The organism is Vibrio sp. R11-SG3-ISO3-SZ, from assembly GCF_059834345.1.
The window spans coordinates 1-15,765 of record NZ_JCBDGX010000018.1 but is presented as its reverse complement, the minus strand read 5'-3'; the positions used below and the strand labels follow the sequence as shown (position 1 = coordinate 15,765).

Below are 15,765 nucleotides of genomic sequence, written 5' to 3'. Positions count from 1 at the left end.
TTTAGAGAAATTGGTCGTAACTCTTAAAACGAGCGCGGATACTACCATCCATACCGTTTTCTCGCAATAGATATTCGCCGTGCGCGCGACAATTTCGCCTATTTTGTTTCAACGGCTTAGCGCTTGTGCTTCTTGGTTGCACTCGCACGTTGCATGGTGAGGATGGCTTTCAATCCACCTTGAGCACCCGCTTCTAAGCTCAGTGCGCCGCGATAGCTGTGTGCCATCTCTTGTACAATGTTCAAACCTAGCCCCGAGCCAGGGGTGTGCTCGTCCAAGCGCACGCCGCGTTTTAGCACTTGCTGAATGTGCTCTTTGGCAATTCCGGGGCCATCATCTTCAATCACGATGGAGAGTTGATGTCCGTCGTCGGCTTCGCGTTTTGCCTCATCAGTGATGACATCCACACTGTAGATTCTGATCATGCTGCTGGCCCATTTATAGGCGTTCTCCAAAAGATTACCCAGCATCTCGTCGAGGTCGGTTTGTTCCACGGCAAGCTCAATATCGGAATCCAGTTCATTGATGACGGTTAAGCCCCGGCTGGCGTATATTTTGTCAAACGCGAGTGTGATGGCATCGACGCGCTCGGCGGGATTGGATTTTACCGCGAGAATGTTTTTGGCGCCGGCCATGCGCGCGCGTCCGAGGTGATAATCAATTTGGTGCTGAATTTGATCGATGGCTGGGGTCAGCTTCGCTTGTTCTACCTCCCCCAATTGACGGATTTCATTCTTGAGCACAGACAGCGGCGTTTTTAAGGCATGCGAGAGGTTCCCAGCGTGATGACGGGCGCGTTCGAGAAGCTCTTGATAGTGAAACAGCAGCGCGTTGAGGTCACTGATCACCGGAGCTACATCTTTGGGGTAGGCTTCATCAAGGCGATTTTTTTCGCCACGGCGCAGCTCGGCCAACTCTTTCTTCATCTTGCCCAGTGGGCTTAATGACCACTCTACTTGCAGCATAATGACAGTCAGAAGCCCAAGATAGAGTAAGCCGAGAATCAGCCACAGCTGACCCATCAACTCGGTGACGGTCGCTTCGATGGGCTGTTCATCCATGCCAATCGTCACTTGAATAGGGCCGTTGTAATCGGGGAAATAGAGGGCCGAATCCATGGTGATGAGTTTCTCGCCTTTTGCCCCAAATACAGCGCTTTTGCCTTTGTGTTTTTTTGCGCCTTTGAAGGTCAGTGTCTGATCCCACAGAGAGCGCGAACGCAGCGTGTCGCTATCAGTGCTCGCTTGCCAGTAGAAACCACTATAAGGGCGAGTAAAGCGAGGATCGGATAAGCTCGAAGAGAGCGAGAGTTCACCTCGGTCATTGACGTTAAGCGCACCCGCCATTTCATCCATATAAATAGAGAGCTGATCGCGGCTGTCCTCAACCATATAGTGCAGAACTTGGGTCGGTACAGTCACGCCGGCGGCGATGATCATCGCCGTGAGCCAGATGATAGCGGCAAAGACCAGGCGACTTTTTAGGCTGAGCTTTTTAAGGTTGGCGACTCGGAGCTTAGGCATTGAGCTGGTATCCTAACCCACGCACGGTTTTGATGACGTCAGGCGCGATTTTTTTGCGGATACGGCCAATAAAGACCTCAATGGTGTTGGAATCACGATCAAAATCTTGTTTGTAGATGTGCTCGACCAGTTCGGTGCGAGAGATGACTTTGTCTGGGTTGTGCATAAAGTAGGCGACGACTTTGTATTCTAGCGCCGTTAGTGTGACGGGGGTTTGCTGCCAGAGTACGGTAGAGCTGCGGGTATCGAGGCTCAGGTTACCCACCTGCATGACGGGTGAAGCATTACCAGAGGCTCGGCGAAGCTGGGCGCGCACGCGGGCGATCAACTCGACCATCTCAAACGGTTTGGTGAGGTAATCATCGGCGCCAGCATTCAGTCCTTCTACTCGCTCGCTGAGCGCGTCACGGGCACTGAGTATCACCACTGGGGTATTGATGTTGTTGGCGCGAATGCCACTCAACACCGAAAGCCCATCCAGTTTGGGTAGGCCCAAGTCCAATACAATCGCGTCCCACTCTTCGCTGGTGGCACGATAGAGACCATCCTCACCATCGGCAGACCACTCACTGACCCAATCTGCATCGTCAAAAGACGCTTGAATTTGTTGCCCAAGGCGAAGGTCGTCTTCAATCACCAATATTTTCATTGTAACCGAGGCTCCTTATTCAGTGGGTTTAAGCGCGTCGCGAAAGTGTCGGCCTTTAATTTCCAGCATTTCTAAACTGGCTGCATTGTACTCAACTTTAATGATGTTGTTATTTTGGTTGAGTTTGAGCTCATAAATCCAAATGCCATCATCTTGATCCAATTCAACTTGGATGATTCTACCATGTAAGTCGCGCTCGACCGCTGCGTACATCTCGGAAAAGGGTCGAATGTCGCCATTTTGCACCGCTCTATACACTTCGTCTTGATCGCCATCGAGATCGACGCGGGTTCCCGGGTGGTACTCATCTTGAACTAGGGCGTGGCCGTCTTGCGCCGCACTGGGCAGCGAAAAGAAGACGGCACTAGCAAGAAGAAAGGAAGCCGGTAAAAATTGACTCATACGGGGTGTTCTCAGTGTATTCATCAGTATATTCCTCTGTTCAGAATCAACATGAGCATACACGCAACAAGATGAACCTTGAGTGAATTATCCGCTCAGCTCATCGTCAAAGATTTTATCGCGCATTTTCCAAAAGCGCCCAACCTTACGCGCAATCACAAACTGCGGCGGGCGAAAGCGGTGTTGGTTATCGACCACTTTACTCGGTGATAGGGTATCAAAGGGGCGATGCTTGTCCGCCAAATGCGGACGAACGAAGCGATCTTTGAAGGTCTTTTTCTGTTTAGGCGTGGTGAGAGACCAAAATTCATGCACCTTGGCATCGTTGTCACCCACGTAGCTGACCCGGAGCTGGTTTTTACCTTGACCATCTTTGTGTAGCGAAAAGTCCATCGCCAAGCACTCAAACACTAAAGCATCTTTAAGGTTTAACGCCTCTTTAAGCTTCTTATCTGGGTCGACTAAGGTGGCGTCACACTCATGGCAAATACGCGCGGCAATATCATTATCGGCGCCGCAATCACCGCAGTATTTTGCGCGAAAGCGGTAGTTGCAGTGCTCACGCGCGCCCGTCTCTTCATCGGTAAAATACCCTTGGCACTTACGGCCAAAATGTTCAATTAAAAAGCCATTGCTATCGAGCTTGCCCCAAAAGTTGTTGTTAAAGCCACAAGCCGGACAGGGGATGGTGATGATTTCGCTGTCCGAGTCTGGTTTAGGGTCGCCCACTTCGGGTTGATAGAGATCGTAACTGTTGCCTGCGTAATCAAGTACCAAGCAATCGCTTTTTCCCGGTGATAAACGTAGCCCACGACCGACAATCTGTTGATACAAACTGACCGATTCCGTTGGGCGAAGAATGGCAATCAGATCCACATGCGGCGCATCAAAGCCCGTCGTCAGCACCGAGACATTGACCAGATATTTGATTTGGCGCTGCTTAAAGCGTTCGATGATACTGTCACGCTCCGGAGTAGGCGTATCGCCGATGACCAGCGCGGTGTGATCGCTAGGGAGAAGCAAAAAGATCTCCTGCGCATGTCTCACCGTGGCGGCGAATATCATTACGCCTTGCCTGTGCTCAGCGTGCTGGATGATTTGCTCGACGATTTGTGGCGTAGCGCGCTTGGCATTGTCAATCACCATATCAAGTTCTGACTCTTTATAGCGCCCGGTACTAGCGGGTTTGAGTTGCGAGAAATCATAGCTCAGTACCGGGGCATCGAGCAGCGTGGCAGGTGTTAGAAATCCTTCATCAAGTAAATATTGGATAGGCAGTTCAAAGATGCAATCGCGGAAGAACCTCGGTTCATCGCTGCGCACTAAGCCGCGTGTGTGGTACTGGTAAATCCAACCCATACCCAGGCGATAGGGTGTGGCGGTGAGCCCAAGCACTTTAATGCCCGGGTTAAGCTCGCTCAAGTGGTGAATAACTTTTTGATAACTGGTGTTTTTGTCATCTGGTACGCGGTGGCATTCATCGATCACCAGTAGCGAAAATTGGTGACTGAACGCGTCCAAATTGCGCACAACCGATTGCACTGAGGCAAACACCACTTGCTGATCGGTCTCCTTGCGGCCAAGTCCGGCAGAGAAAATCGCACCCTTTAACCCGTAACCTTCGTACTTGGCGTGGTTTTGTTCAACCAACTCTTTGACGTGTGCCAGCACCAAGACGCGCCCTTTTGCCAAACGCGCTAATTCTGCGATGACTAAGCTTTTCCCTGCACCCGTTGGCAACACAAGCACCGCAGGGGTTTGATTGGCGCGAAAGTAATGGATTACCGCTTTGACGGAGTCTGCTTGGTAGGGTCTGAGGGTGTACATGGCGTCGAACAGCTTGGAAATTTTGAACGATTATACACATCTTGTGTTGCGAAGCGGAGAGGGTGGTTTGATGTGAATTTAATTCACCTTTCACTCTGGGTTAGCTTGGTTCTTATTCATCGATCTGCTTGATATGATGCTTTCAACGAATCAAAAGGGTGACGCATCATGAAGCTTAAGCTTATCGCAGGAATCATGGCTGGAATGCTGGCAGGTCAACAGGCTTACGCGTGTTTGGCTGATGGCGCGGTAGATGGTGCTGTGTTTGCGATTCCTCAAGGCACATTTGAGGTGGCCGTTGCATTTCAACAAGCTCAGCAGCGTGGAGACGTGCAAACTTATGCAAACAGCAACTGGTCGACCGTTCAGTTCATTCTGATGCAAAAACTGCAATCGCACTATCAAGGCGAAGTGTTCGATATCACTCTTTTTGAAGCCTCTGGCCAACATTTCTATCGTTTTGTGGCCGATGGCGATCAGATCAACGTGCTGGCGCATGAAGTACCGAAGTCGGAATATCAAGGCATCATAGTGACCGATATTGACGTGATGACCGCACTAGTCCGCGGACAAATAGACTTTGCTAGCGCCGACAAACTTGGCCTGTTCTTTAACTTAGATACATCACAAGAGTTTACCGCTCTTATGACAAAAGCATTCGCCTAATCCAATTTACTCATATAAATAGAGGTTCGTATGAAACTTTCTACTCTAGCGATGGTGATCACAGCGACCATGTCTGGCGCAGTGTCAGCATCAGCATCACTCCCTACATTTACTCCCGATCAAAAGCCTGCGAGCGCGCATACCGCTGTGTTCCAAAAGGAACTGCGTGAAGCGTTACCTTTTGCTGACCAAGAAGATTGGGAGTTGGCTCGTAAAGGTTTTATCGCACGTGTTGATGACTTAGAGATCAAAGACGCAAAAGGCAACGTAGTGTGGGAACTTGGGAGTTATGATTACCTGTTGCAAGGTAAAGACTACGACTCTATCCACCCATCCATGCAGCGCCAAGCTGAATTGAACATGGAGCACGGTCTGTTTGAGATTCTTCCTGGTAAAGTGTACCAAGTTCGTGGTTACGACTTGGCGCAAGTGAGCTTTGTTCGCTCTGACAACGGTTGGGTTGTGTTCGATCCTCTAACGATTCCTGAAACGTCAGCTGCGGCTTACGAGCTTTTCAAAGCGCACGCGAAAGGCGGTGAGCTACCGATTAAAGCGGTTGTTTACTCACACTCTCATGGTGACCACTTTGGTGGCGTGAAAGGTATTGTTTCTCAAGAACAAGTGGATAACGGTGAAGTGCAAATTCTTGCGCCTCGTGCGTTCTCAGACTTTGCGATCTCTGAAAACGTACTTGCAGGTAACGTGATGGCGCGTCGCGTTGTTTATCAATACGGCAACACACTAGAGAAGAGTGAGCTTGGCCAAGTCGATGCAGCGATTGGTAAAGGTGTTGCAAATGGTGGCTTGTCTCTGATCCTTCCAACACATCAAGTGGAAGAAGATATCGAAACTATTACCGTTGATGGCCTAGAAATGGTGTTTCAAAACGCGCCAGACACGGAAGCGCCATCAGAAATGAACACTTACATTCCTGCTTACAAAGCGTATTGGGGGGCCGAGACTACGGTTTCAGGTTTACACAACGTTTATACACTGCGCGGTGCGTTCGTGCGTGATACCCTGCAATGGGCTGATTCTATCAACGAAGCGCTCTACCTATTTGGTGGTGAAGCCGAACTGTTGTTTGCATCACACGGTTGGCCACGTTGGGGCAACGAAAATATCCAAGATTATCTGCGTGGTCAGCGCGACATGTATGGTTACTTGCATGATGAAACGCTACGTTTGATTAACCATGGTGTCAGCATCACAGACATTCAAGATGAATTCTTCGTACCTAAACCACTGGCTGATCAATGGTACACTCGTGGCTATCACGGCTCTTACCACCGTAACGCGAAAGCCGTAGCGAACAAGTACATTGGTTATTTCGACATGAACCCAGCGACACTATTACACCTTAACTCTGTTGATCAAGCGAAGAAGTACACAGAGATGATGGGCGAAGAAGCGATTCTTGCAGAAGGTAAGAAAGCGTTTGATAACGGTGAATATCGTTGGTGTGCAACGGTGGTCAACAATGTTGTGTTTGCGAACCCAGAAAACATGCAAGGTCGTTACCTTCAAGCGGACTGTTTTGAGCAGTTAGGTTACCAATCTGAATCATCTGGCGAACGAAATGTCTTCTTAGCTGGCGCGGCTGAGTTGCGACAAGGTATTGTACCAGTCCAATCAACTAAAGCGGCAACACCGGATTTGATCCAAGCGATGCCTACGCGTGATTTCTTGAACTTTATGGCTGTACGTTTCAACGGCCCTAAAGCGGCAATGGATGGCTTCAATATGAACGCGAACCTGGTGATTCCTGACGAAAATACTAAATATGCGATTGAAGCGCGCAACGGTCGTATGAGTAATATTGAAGGTTTCGATGCGCCAAATGCTGATTTCATACTAACAGTGAACCGTAGCGATATCACTTTAATGCTACTTCAGCAAACCACACTTCAAGACCTGTTGAAGTCAGGTAAAGCCACAGTGACGGGTGATATCAGCAAGATGGGTGCATTGACCTCTTACCTAGATGATTTTGAGTTCTGGTTCAAGATGGCATTACCACAAGACCACAGCCCATACAGCTTTGGTAAATCGAAAACAGGTGTGTCACCGATCAACCGTTAAGATCGCTTGTCACAACTGATATATTTTGCCCTTGCTATGCAGGGGCATTTTTTGCTTTATTGAACTCATTGTTCTGACTTCAGAAGGTAAGGTAATGCCTAAGGCAACCCATTTTGACCTCAATCTGCTCAGAGTATTTTTGAGTGTTTATAAAAGTCGCTCTTATACGACAACCGCAGAAGAGTTGGATTTGACCCCCTCTGCCGTAAGTCACGCGATTAAGCGACTCAATACCCAACTTGGAGAAACCTTGTTCCAACGCAAACACGTCGGTGTTGAAGCGACGTATGTTGCGCATGATTTATTCAAACAAGTCTCGACGCCGTTTTATGCGATAGAGCGGACAATACTGGGTTATGAGAATTTTTCGGCAAGTGAGACGGATCGTACCTTCCGAGTTTTTGTGCCCGATGTGTATATGTCTGATCTTATTATGCGTTTAGCGGAAAAAAACAAGGGACGAGCTCAGGTTATCTGCGTGGCATTACCTCCGGATCAGGATGAAACATACGATGCATTGGCATCGGGAGAGGTTGACTTGGTAGTCGACTTTGTGGCCCCTCATCTTGGTGGTGTTGCGTCAATATTGGCTCATCAGGAGCCGATGGTGTGCGTGGTTAACGAGAATCACCCCCGTATCGGTGATACGATTAGTTATGATGAGTATTTTTCGGAATCCCATGCTTTTCTAAATTTATTGCGCTTCAATTCACGTGCCGCCGACACTTTGGCTAAACAGCCGATCCCACAGCGTAAAATCCATAGCGAACATAATTCTTTGTACTCGATGTTGCACACCATTGCACATACAGATGCAATTGGCATCTGTACGAAAAATGCAGCAATCCGCATTCAAGAGGCTCTTCCTGTAAAAATCATGGCTGTACCTTATGAGATCAACAAGGTCGCGCTATGGGTCAATTGGCCGAAGAAGCTGGATAATAACCCAGCGAATCAGTGGCTCCGCTCATTGGTGATTGAGTTGCTGGCGCAAGCGTAAAGGGTTCGCAGCGCGCAGTGAACTCTGTATACTGCGCGGCGAACACAGAGTGAGGTAAAAATGCGTTTAGACAAATTTCTCTGCGATGCCTTAGGTGCGACGCGAAAAGAAGCCACGAAAATCATCAAAAGTGGCGAAGTGACGGTCAACGATGTGGTGCAAAAAAGCGGTGCAGTTAAAGTTTCCGACACGTGCGTCGTCGAGTGGCAGGGTCGTGAAATCGGCAAACCAGGACCAAAATACATCATGCTTTACAAACCTGAGGGATTTGTCTGCTCTCATGAAGACGGTTTTAATCACACAGTGTTTGTGCTGCTAGATGAAGTGAAGATTGAAAACCTGCATTTTGCTGGGCGATTAGACGTCGATACCACAGGTTTAGTGTTGATTACCGATGATGGCCAGTGGTCGCATCGCATCACTTCACCGAAACATAAGTGTGAGAAAACGTACCGAGTGTGGCTCGCCGATCCTATCGGTGACGACTATGCAGAAAAACTCGCCCACGGTATCGAACTGCGCAATGAGAAAGAGCCGACGCTGCCCGCGAAACTAGAGATAGTCAACGCGGATGAGCACGAAGTGCTGCTGACGATTACTGAAGGCAAGTACCACCAAGTGAAACGCATGTTTGCTGCACTGGGCAATAAGGTTGAGCATCTTCACCGTGAACGCATCGGTGCTATAGCGCTGGATGATTCGCTTGAACCGGGTGAATACCGTTACTTGACTCAAGCAGAAATTGATTCTATTTGGAATTAATACCCCAATTTGGAAGAGCTTTATTTCCTAATAGGAACTAGTAATTTGGGCTCAATCGGTTGAATATAGTCCGGTTAACTTCATTTCTTTTGACGAGCCGCCTTTCTGCGGCTCGTTTTTTCGCTATCGGATAGGAGACTTATGTCTGATACTGCTATGACCAAAACCGACACGCTTCAGTTGAGCTTTTTGTTGTTTTTGGTTTTGGGCGCCATTGGTGCCTTAACGCCACTGGCGATTGATATGTATTTGCCCGCGATGCCCTCCATCGCTGCCGATCTCGGTGTCGAAAGTGGCGCGGTGCAAATCACCCTTACGGCTTATACCGCGGGCTTTGCTATTGGTCAGTTGATTCATGGTCCATTGGCGGACAGCTATGGTCGTCGCCCGGTGCTGATCCTTGGCGTGCTGTTTTTTGGTTTGGCCTCATTGGTGAGTGCAACCACCACAAGTATTGAAGCGCTCACTTGGGTGCGCACCGCGCAAGGCTTTGCGGGCGCTGCGGCGGCCGTCATTATTCAAGCTGTTGTCCGTGACATGTTTGATCGTGAGGATTTCGCGCGCACCATGTCATTTGTGACCTTAGTGATTACCATAGCGCCTTTGGTGGCACCGATGATCGGTGGTCACGTCGCCATTTGGTTTGGCTGGCGAGCAATTTTTTGGATCCTGGCAATTTTTGCAGCCATCGTGATCGCTTTGGTGCTTTGGAAAATTCCAGAAACCTTGCCAGTGGAGAAGCGTCAGCCGCTGCGTTTTCGCACCACGATGCAAAACTATGCCCGATTGTGCGCCAACCCTGTGGCGATGGGGTTGATTTTTTCCGGTGCGTTTTCATTCGCCGGTATGTTTGCCTTTTTGACCGCAGGCTCGTTTGTCTACATTGATATTTATGGCGTACGCCCAGATCACTTTGGTTATCTGTTTGGTTTGAACATCGTTGCGATGATCATTATGACCAGCATCAATGGCCGCTTGGTACGTAAAGTCGGCTCGCACACGATGCTGAGGTTTGGCCTTGCGGTGCAATTGCTCGCCGGCATTGGGATGTTTATAACCTGGATGCTGGATCTTGGTCTTTGGGGCACTGTACCTTTTGTGGTGCTGTTTATCGGTACGTTATCGACTATCGGCAGTAACAGTATGGGGCTGCTGTTGAGCGGCTATCCGTCGATGGCGGGTACGGCGTCATCATTGGCGGGCACGCTGCGTTTTGGTACAGGTTCCGTGATTGGCGTGGTGGTTGCGATGTTGCCAAGTGATGCGACTTGGCCGATGATAGCGACCATGACGGCATGTTCGATACTCTCTGCCGCGTTGTATGGATTTTTTGGAAGAAAGGCGTAATGTCTGAATACACAATTGAGATGCGCAAGTTAGTCACACTTGCGCTAGAAGAGCTCGATGCGCAGCATCGTTTAGGAAAGCTGACCGACGCTCCGGTCGCCAACAATCACTATTTAGTGCGTTGGGTGACCCGAGCGCTTAAAGAGCAGCGTTTTCATCGCGTGGTTGGTAATGACCTAACACGTTGGCAAAAAATGGGGCGCTCAAAAGGCAACGAAGCAGGGCTGTTGTTCACGTTTAAACGCATCGCTAAGCTGTACGGTACCTTCTTTAGTGGTGAGGAACGAACGCTGAAAGACAGTGATATTGAGCAGTTCCTGGATCTGATGGAGAACGCGGATTGGGAAGTCTCTACCTCAGAACCCTTAGTGGGTGTGGGTAAGGTGCAACTCTTTACGGAAGGGCAAAACTCCTTGGCACTGTGCGCGGATCAATGTGACGCTTGCTTTGAAGGCGAGGCTTTAGTTAAGCCGATGAGTTGGTTTGTTCGCGGTAATCACGCCGAGTTCGTTGAGAAAGCCACAGCCGCAGGCTTTTTGGTGCACAAGGTGACCGACTACAAGTCGAATGTGAAGTACCACGGTGAATATCTGATTTTTCCTGCCAATCGTGGAACGCAGTTGCCCGAAATTCCCCTTAGCTTGACGGCTTAGCCTGAGCTCTTAATCATAAAAACAACGCCTTGCTGACACGCAAGGCGTTGTTTTTCGCGCTCTATGTCGCCGCCTTTCTCACAATAGCTCTCACCATGCCTTTGAAGATAAACAGGTGAGGCAGCATCATGGCAAACCAATACATTAATCCCCAAAAACCTTGCGGGTGCCACCAAGCGGTAACGCTGAGTGTGCGCTGGGTACCATCATCCTCAATAGAAAATTCCAAACGACCTAAACCAGGCCCTTTCATACCAAACAGCAATGAGAGAAAACGCTTTGGTTTACAACGGATCACTTTCCACGAGTCAATAAAATCACCCACTTTAAGCTCTGGTCCGAGAGGTTGACGCCGAATCGGCGCTCCAGCGCCAAACAAGACGTCAAGCCATTCGCGCGTTCGCCACAAGCCATTGGCGAAAAAGTAACCCTGATCGGGTTGGCCGATGGTTTGAATGATTTGCCATAGCGCGTCGGAAGTGAGTGGCGTTTTTATCGTTGCGCCTGCCTGTTTCGGGTAATAGCCATAGCCCGGTTGCCAGCGATTGAGCGCCGCAGGGTCATACCCCCACACGTTACTGCGCACGAATTCTCCCTCTTGCTCTATCGCGCGCTCAATCATGGTTTGAAAGTCAATTAAGGTCTGTGGGTAGCGAGTGCGTATCTCGGCTGAATCCGCGACAAAGTCATGAGACAGCCCCGCCAGAAGCGCTGAGCCGACCGACGCAGGAACAGAGGTCACCAAGGCGAGCCAACGCGAGGCCATCTTAGGCGTGAGCAGCGCAGTGCTGACAAGTCGAACCCGTTTGCCCGCCGCTTGACCGATAACCTGAAACTGTTCTCGATAGGTCAACACATCTGGGCCGCCCACTTCAAAGCATTGATGCTGAGTCACTCGCTCTTTGATCAGGCAGAGTAGGTAGTGATTAAGGTTCGCCAATGCGATGGGATTCGCTTTTGAATCGACCCATTTAGGCGCGATGAGAATAGGCAGGTTGTAAACAAAGTCGCGCATGATCTCAAACGCCGCCGAGCCAGGACCAATGATGACGCCAGCACGTAACTCGGTGATAGGGACACCCGCTTGACGGATGATCTCTCCGGTCATCAAACGCGCTTTAAGGTGTTGTGAGTTGCCTGTTTGCGGTTGGAGCGCACTTAAATAAATCACATGTTTCACTTGGCTCACTCGAAGTGCGTCGCGAAAATGTTCTGCCAAGCTGATTTCATAATCGACAAAGTCTGAACCGTGGGCCATACCGTGTACCAAAAACAGGACGATATCAAAGGCGCGCACTAGTTTGATGGTCTCTGCGCGATCTGCCAGGTCTAAGTAAGTCAAGGTGAGGTTGGGATGCGGTGGGATACGCGCCTTCAATGCCGAAACATCTCGCGAAGCAGAAGTGACGCTGTAACCTTGTTCGCACAGCTGAGGAAGCAGTTGTGACCCGACATAGCCAGATCCGCCCAGCACCAACACTTTTTTCATCGACATTCCTTATGGTCTTGAGCAACAAAGTGATTCACACCTATAATAGCGACAAGTGGCAGCTCTGCCCAAACCCACCGCTCAACGCTTTGATCACCTTACCAAAAAGGACGTGCTCTTGTTCATTTCTCAGGTTTTGTCGCACACTCGTGGCGATTTTATTCGTCGCCTTATTGCTATTGCGCTGCCCATCACCTTGCAAAGCATTATGTTCTCTAGCCGAGGCTTGGTGGATGTGATCATGCTGGGTCAGTTAGGTGAAGCGGAGATCGCCGCGGTGGGTGTGGCCGCGCGTGCGACATTCGTGACCACCATTATGCTGGTTGGGGTGACCACCGGAGGCGCACTGCTTACGGCGCAGTATTGGGGCGCCGGTGATCAGCAAGGGGTAAGGCAGAGTACGGCGTTAACTTGGCTTGTTTCGATGGTATTTGCGGCGTTGACCGCAGCGTTTTTCCTCCTCTTTCCGAGTGAGATTATGGCGCTGACAACGGATTCTGAAGAGGTCAATCAACTGGGCAGCGACTACTTGGTGTTAACCTCGGTGAGTATGTTTGCTGTGGCCTGCGTAGCCAGTATGTCTGTGGGTTTGCGCGCCATGCATCGCCCCGGCATTAGTACTTTCTTTAGTGGCATCGGCATTGTTGCGAACATCTTTCTTAACTGGGTGCTTATCTTTGGTCAATTTGGCATGCCAGCCATGGGCATCAAAGGGGCGGCGATTGCTACCGTGCTCAGTGGTGCGATTGAAGTGGGCACCTTGTATGGTTATCTCTATCTACGTCAACACTTACTGGCTTTTGGTGTCGATGACATCAAGGCTATCCTAAAGCTAGACAAAGTCGTGCGCTTCTTAAAACTCTCTCTGCCGACGACCTTTAATTTTCTTGCTTGGGCTGGAGGACTGTTTGTCTATCACGCGATTATGGGACAATCTGGCGTGCAGGGTTTGGCGGCGCTCTCGGTGATGACGCCGGTTGAGTCGATCTCTCTCGGTTTGTTGATTGGTATGTCCAATGCAGCGGCCGTGTTGGTCGGCAATCAAATAGGTGCTAAAGCGTATAAAGAAGTCTATTACCAAGCGATTGGCGTCACGATATTGAATGTAGCGGTCAGCGTGATCGTGGCTATCTTACTCTATATGGTTCAAGGGGCGGTGCTTGGTGCCTTCAGTGCTCTCACCGATGAGACCCGCGCGTTGGCCGATCAGTTCATTGTGATTTTGAGTGTAGGGATTGTGCTTCGCTCTGTCCCCATGATGCTGATCGTAGGTGTATTGCGTGCGGGGGGCGATGTGAAGTTCTGCCTCTATCAAGATCTTGTCGCGCAGTGGCTGATTGGGATTCCTTTGGCCGCGTTTGCTGCTATCGGCCTTGGGATGGAACCTCAGTGGATTTATCTGCTGTTTCTAACCGAAGAAGCGATCAAGTGGTTTGGATCCATATACCGTACCAAAAGTAAAAAGTGGATTCGAAATTTGATCGAAAATTAGACATCGTGCAGCGAAGTGGTGGGGTTTGATGCATATGTTGTGATCTCCCCTCCAAAACACTTTCTACTCATCACAATTTAGTGTAGATTCACAGTCCCATTTCTATCAAAGGTGAGACGGTTAATGCTACAACTTACAGACCTATGTAAAGGCTATGTCGACGGCGGTGAGTTTCACCCTGTCTTACAAGGTGCTGAGTTGTTATTAAACCAGGGGCAGCAAATTGCATTAATGGGCGAGAGTGGGGCTGGCAAGAGTACCCTGCTCAATCTGATTGCTGGGCTGGATGTCGTTGATTCTGGCATCATTCGCTTCCCTAATATGTCGATGGACAGCGCAACTGAAAGCGAGCGCACCCTCTACCGTCGCAATAACATTGGTCTTATCTTTCAGCAGTATAACTTACTACCCACTCTTAATATTGCCGATAACATCCGCTTCTGCCGGCAATTGAAAGGCTTACCAGAAGACGCCGGATTGTGGCGACAAATTTTATCGGCGTTGGATCTCATGCCGCTGCTTGGTCGTTACCCTGAAGAGGTATCGGGCGGTCAGCAGCAGCGAGCCGCGATTGCTCGTGCGCTCTATATGGAGCCCAAATTGCTGCTTGCTGATGAGCCAACAGGAAGCTTGGATGAGCGCAATGCCGAAGCCGTGATGCGACTTTTGACCTCATTGAGCCGCCAACTAGATTGCACTCTGCTGTTGGTGACGCACAGTGAACGCGTTGCTGAACACATGCAAGGAAAGGTACGTCTGCAAGGAGGGCTACTCCATGTTATGGCCCGTCATTAAGGCATTACTGGGGCATTACCGACGTTATCCTTTTCAAATTCTGCTTGTTTGGCTTGGCCTGACACTGGGCGTCTCGTTATTGGTTGGCGTAACCGCGATCAATGAGCATGCGAGACAAAGCTACGCGCATGGCGAAAAACTCTTTTCTAATCCTTTGCCTTATCGCATCCGCCCCAAACACGCGACCAACAAAATTCCTCAAGGTTTTTACATTCAACTGCGCCGAGAAGGCTTTCATCAATGTGCGCCGTTTGATTTCGTTCGCGTTAGAACCAAAGATTACCGCGATCTCGTCGTTGTGGGTATGGATCCTATGTTCATGCTCAAAGATACCCCGGCGACGCGCTTAAAAAGCGCTTCAATTCTTGAACTGATGAAGCCGCCATACCCAATTATGGTCAGTGCTGAGTTGGCTGAACACATGCGTTGGCATAATAACGACTTTGTCGAACTTGGCGATGGCAGTAAATTAGGGCCGATCATCGTTGATAAGCAAAATTTGATCCACGGGACTCGTATCGTCGCGGACATGTCGTTGGTACGAATGATTGAACGCAGTTCTGGTCTGTCGGTCATTGCGTGTGGTGAGATGCCGCTCGAGAAAGTCGAGCGGTTGAAAGAGCTCTTGCCCAACGGCATGAACTTGACGCGCAACTCTCGGGTTGAACTCGAAGCGCTCACGGAGGCGTTCCACGTCAATCTCAGTGCAATGGGTATGATGGCGTTCGTAGTGGGGCTGTTTATTTTCTATCAAGCGATGTCGCTCTCTTTAATTCAACGCCAGCCATTAGTGGGTGTACTTCGTCAAACCGGTGTCAGTGGCGTTCAATTGGCAGCGTCGCTGTGCATTGAATTAGTGGCGCTAGTCTTGGTGAGCTGGCTGTGTGGTAACGCCTTTGGCATGGTGCTCGCGAAGCAGTTGATGCCAGCGGTATCGGCAAGCCTTGGTGACCTCTACGATGCGAATGTTGGCTTGGTGATTGGTTGGAGTTGGTCTTCCAGTCTTTACAGCCTCTCTCTGACCTTACTCGGTGCCATTATCGCCTGTGGTTGGCCTTTGGTGAGATTGCTGCGCTCT

14 protein-coding genes are annotated in these 15,765 nt (G+C 49.8%); 9 read left to right on the top strand and 5 right to left on the bottom strand.

Annotated elements, in window-relative coordinates:
- Positions 1-116: 116 nt before the first annotated feature.
- The 4 genes from AC6R1O_RS02290 to radD all read right to left on the bottom strand — a co-directional run bounded on the left by AC6R1O_RS02290 (position 117) and on the right by radD (position 4,401).
- Positions 117-1,523 carry an ATP-binding protein gene (locus tag AC6R1O_RS02290; protein ID WP_500633309.1) on the bottom strand — a complete coding sequence of 469 codons (1,407 nt, stop codon included), beginning with the start codon at positions 1,521-1,523 and terminating at the stop codon, positions 117-119.
- Positions 1,516-2,172, bottom strand: coding sequence for a response regulator transcription factor (locus AC6R1O_RS02285; protein WP_500627637.1), 657 nt, complete (start codon positions 2,170-2,172; stop codon positions 1,516-1,518). The genes AC6R1O_RS02290 and AC6R1O_RS02285 overlap by 8 nt, the downstream gene beginning before the upstream one ends.
- Before the next feature lie 15 nt (positions 2,173-2,187).
- The gene (locus AC6R1O_RS02280; RefSeq protein ID WP_500633310.1) at positions 2,188-2,598 is read right to left on the bottom strand and encodes a PepSY domain-containing protein; all 411 of its coding nucleotides are present in this window, start codon (positions 2,596-2,598) and stop codon (positions 2,188-2,190) included.
- A gap of 63 nt (positions 2,599-2,661) precedes the next feature.
- Positions 2,662-4,401 (bottom strand): DNA repair helicase RadD, encoded by a 1,740-nt coding sequence (gene radD, locus AC6R1O_RS02275; protein ID WP_500633311.1) that lies wholly within the window; start codon positions 4,399-4,401, stop codon positions 2,662-2,664.
- A 168-nt stretch (positions 4,402-4,569) separates the two neighbouring features.
- On the opposite strand from radD, the gene AC6R1O_RS02270 reads away from it, so the two are divergent.
- From AC6R1O_RS02270 to AC6R1O_RS02245, 6 genes are all read left to right on the top strand, one after another.
- Positions 4,570-5,067 (top strand): hypothetical protein, encoded by a 498-nt coding sequence (locus tag AC6R1O_RS02270; RefSeq protein ID WP_500628447.1) that lies wholly within the window; start codon positions 4,570-4,572, stop codon positions 5,065-5,067.
- A gap of 30 nt (positions 5,068-5,097) precedes the next feature.
- Positions 5,098-7,149 (top strand): alkyl/aryl-sulfatase, encoded by a 2,052-nt coding sequence (locus AC6R1O_RS02265; RefSeq protein ID WP_500633312.1) that lies wholly within the window; start codon positions 5,098-5,100, stop codon positions 7,147-7,149.
- Between the two features lie 94 nt (positions 7,150-7,243).
- Complete coding sequence (locus AC6R1O_RS02260) at positions 7,244-8,149, top strand: LysR family transcriptional regulator (RefSeq protein ID WP_500628449.1); 906 nt, start codon at positions 7,244-7,246, stop codon at positions 8,147-8,149.
- Positions 8,150-8,209: 60 nt separating this feature from the next.
- Positions 8,210-8,911 carry a 16S rRNA pseudouridine(516) synthase RsuA gene (gene rsuA, locus AC6R1O_RS02255; RefSeq protein WP_500633313.1) on the top strand — a complete coding sequence of 234 codons (702 nt, stop codon included), beginning with the start codon at positions 8,210-8,212 and terminating at the stop codon, positions 8,909-8,911.
- 141 nt (positions 8,912-9,052) lie between these two features.
- Complete coding sequence (locus AC6R1O_RS02250) at positions 9,053-10,258, top strand: Bcr/CflA family multidrug efflux MFS transporter (protein ID WP_500633314.1); 1,206 nt, start codon at positions 9,053-9,055, stop codon at positions 10,256-10,258.
- A complete protein-coding gene (locus tag AC6R1O_RS02245) occupies positions 10,258-10,911 on the top strand; it encodes a DUF2913 family protein (RefSeq protein WP_500633315.1) in 654 nt (217 codons plus the stop codon). The genes AC6R1O_RS02250 and AC6R1O_RS02245 overlap by 1 nt, the downstream gene beginning before the upstream one ends.
- Positions 10,912-10,972: 61 nt before the next feature.
- On the opposite strand, the gene AC6R1O_RS02240 is transcribed toward AC6R1O_RS02245, so the two are convergent.
- The gene (locus AC6R1O_RS02240) at positions 10,973-12,400 is read right to left on the bottom strand and encodes a DUF2867 domain-containing protein (protein WP_500633316.1); all 1,428 of its coding nucleotides are present in this window, start codon (positions 12,398-12,400) and stop codon (positions 10,973-10,975) included.
- 118 nt (positions 12,401-12,518) lie between these two features.
- Here AC6R1O_RS02240 and AC6R1O_RS02235 point away from each other — a divergent pair, with 118 nt between their 5' ends.
- The 3 genes from AC6R1O_RS02235 to AC6R1O_RS02225 form a co-directional block, all read left to right on the top strand.
- Entirely contained in the window at positions 12,519-13,892 is a 1,374-nt protein-coding gene (locus AC6R1O_RS02235; RefSeq protein ID WP_500633317.1) for an MATE family efflux transporter, read from the top strand.
- 123 nt (positions 13,893-14,015) lie between these two features.
- Positions 14,016-14,687 (top strand): ABC transporter ATP-binding protein, encoded by a 672-nt coding sequence (locus AC6R1O_RS02230; protein ID WP_500633318.1) that lies wholly within the window; start codon positions 14,016-14,018, stop codon positions 14,685-14,687.
- Positions 14,668-15,765, top strand: a 1,098-nt coding sequence (locus AC6R1O_RS02225) for an FtsX-like permease family protein (protein WP_500656440.1), incomplete at its 3' end; no start/stop codon positions are given. The genes AC6R1O_RS02230 and AC6R1O_RS02225, both read left to right, overlap by 20 nt.

Bases quoted from the DNA above. Each gene is read 5' to 3' on its own strand.
- AC6R1O_RS02245 (WP_500633315.1), top strand. From the start codon at position 10,258: ATGTCTGAATACACAATTGAGATGCGCAAGTTAGTCACACTTGCGCTA.
- radD (WP_500633311.1), bottom strand. From the start codon at position 4,401: ATGTACACCCTCAGACCCTACCAAGCAGACTCCGTCAAAGCGGTAATC.
- AC6R1O_RS02265 (WP_500633312.1), top strand. From the start codon at position 5,098: ATGAAACTTTCTACTCTAGCGATGGTGATCACAGCGACCATGTCTGGC.
- AC6R1O_RS02280 (WP_500633310.1), bottom strand. From the start codon at position 2,598: ATGAATACACTGAGAACACCCCGTATGAGTCAATTTTTACCGGCTTCC.
- AC6R1O_RS02290 (WP_500633309.1), bottom strand. From the start codon at position 1,523: ATGCCTAAGCTCCGAGTCGCCAACCTTAAAAAGCTCAGCCTAAAAAGT.
- AC6R1O_RS02240 (WP_500633316.1), bottom strand. From the start codon at position 12,400: ATGAAAAAAGTGTTGGTGCTGGGCGGATCTGGCTATGTCGGGTCACAA.
- AC6R1O_RS02230 (WP_500633318.1), top strand. From the start codon at position 14,016: ATGCTACAACTTACAGACCTATGTAAAGGCTATGTCGACGGCGGTGAG.
- AC6R1O_RS02260 (WP_500628449.1), top strand. From the start codon at position 7,244: ATGCCTAAGGCAACCCATTTTGACCTCAATCTGCTCAGAGTATTTTTG.
- AC6R1O_RS02285 (WP_500627637.1), bottom strand. From the start codon at position 2,172: ATGAAAATATTGGTGATTGAAGACGACCTTCGCCTTGGGCAACAAATT.
- AC6R1O_RS02270 (WP_500628447.1), top strand. From the start codon at position 4,570: ATGAAGCTTAAGCTTATCGCAGGAATCATGGCTGGAATGCTGGCAGGT.
- AC6R1O_RS02250 (WP_500633314.1), top strand. From the start codon at position 9,053: ATGTCTGATACTGCTATGACCAAAACCGACACGCTTCAGTTGAGCTTT.
- rsuA (WP_500633313.1), top strand. From the start codon at position 8,210: ATGCGTTTAGACAAATTTCTCTGCGATGCCTTAGGTGCGACGCGAAAA.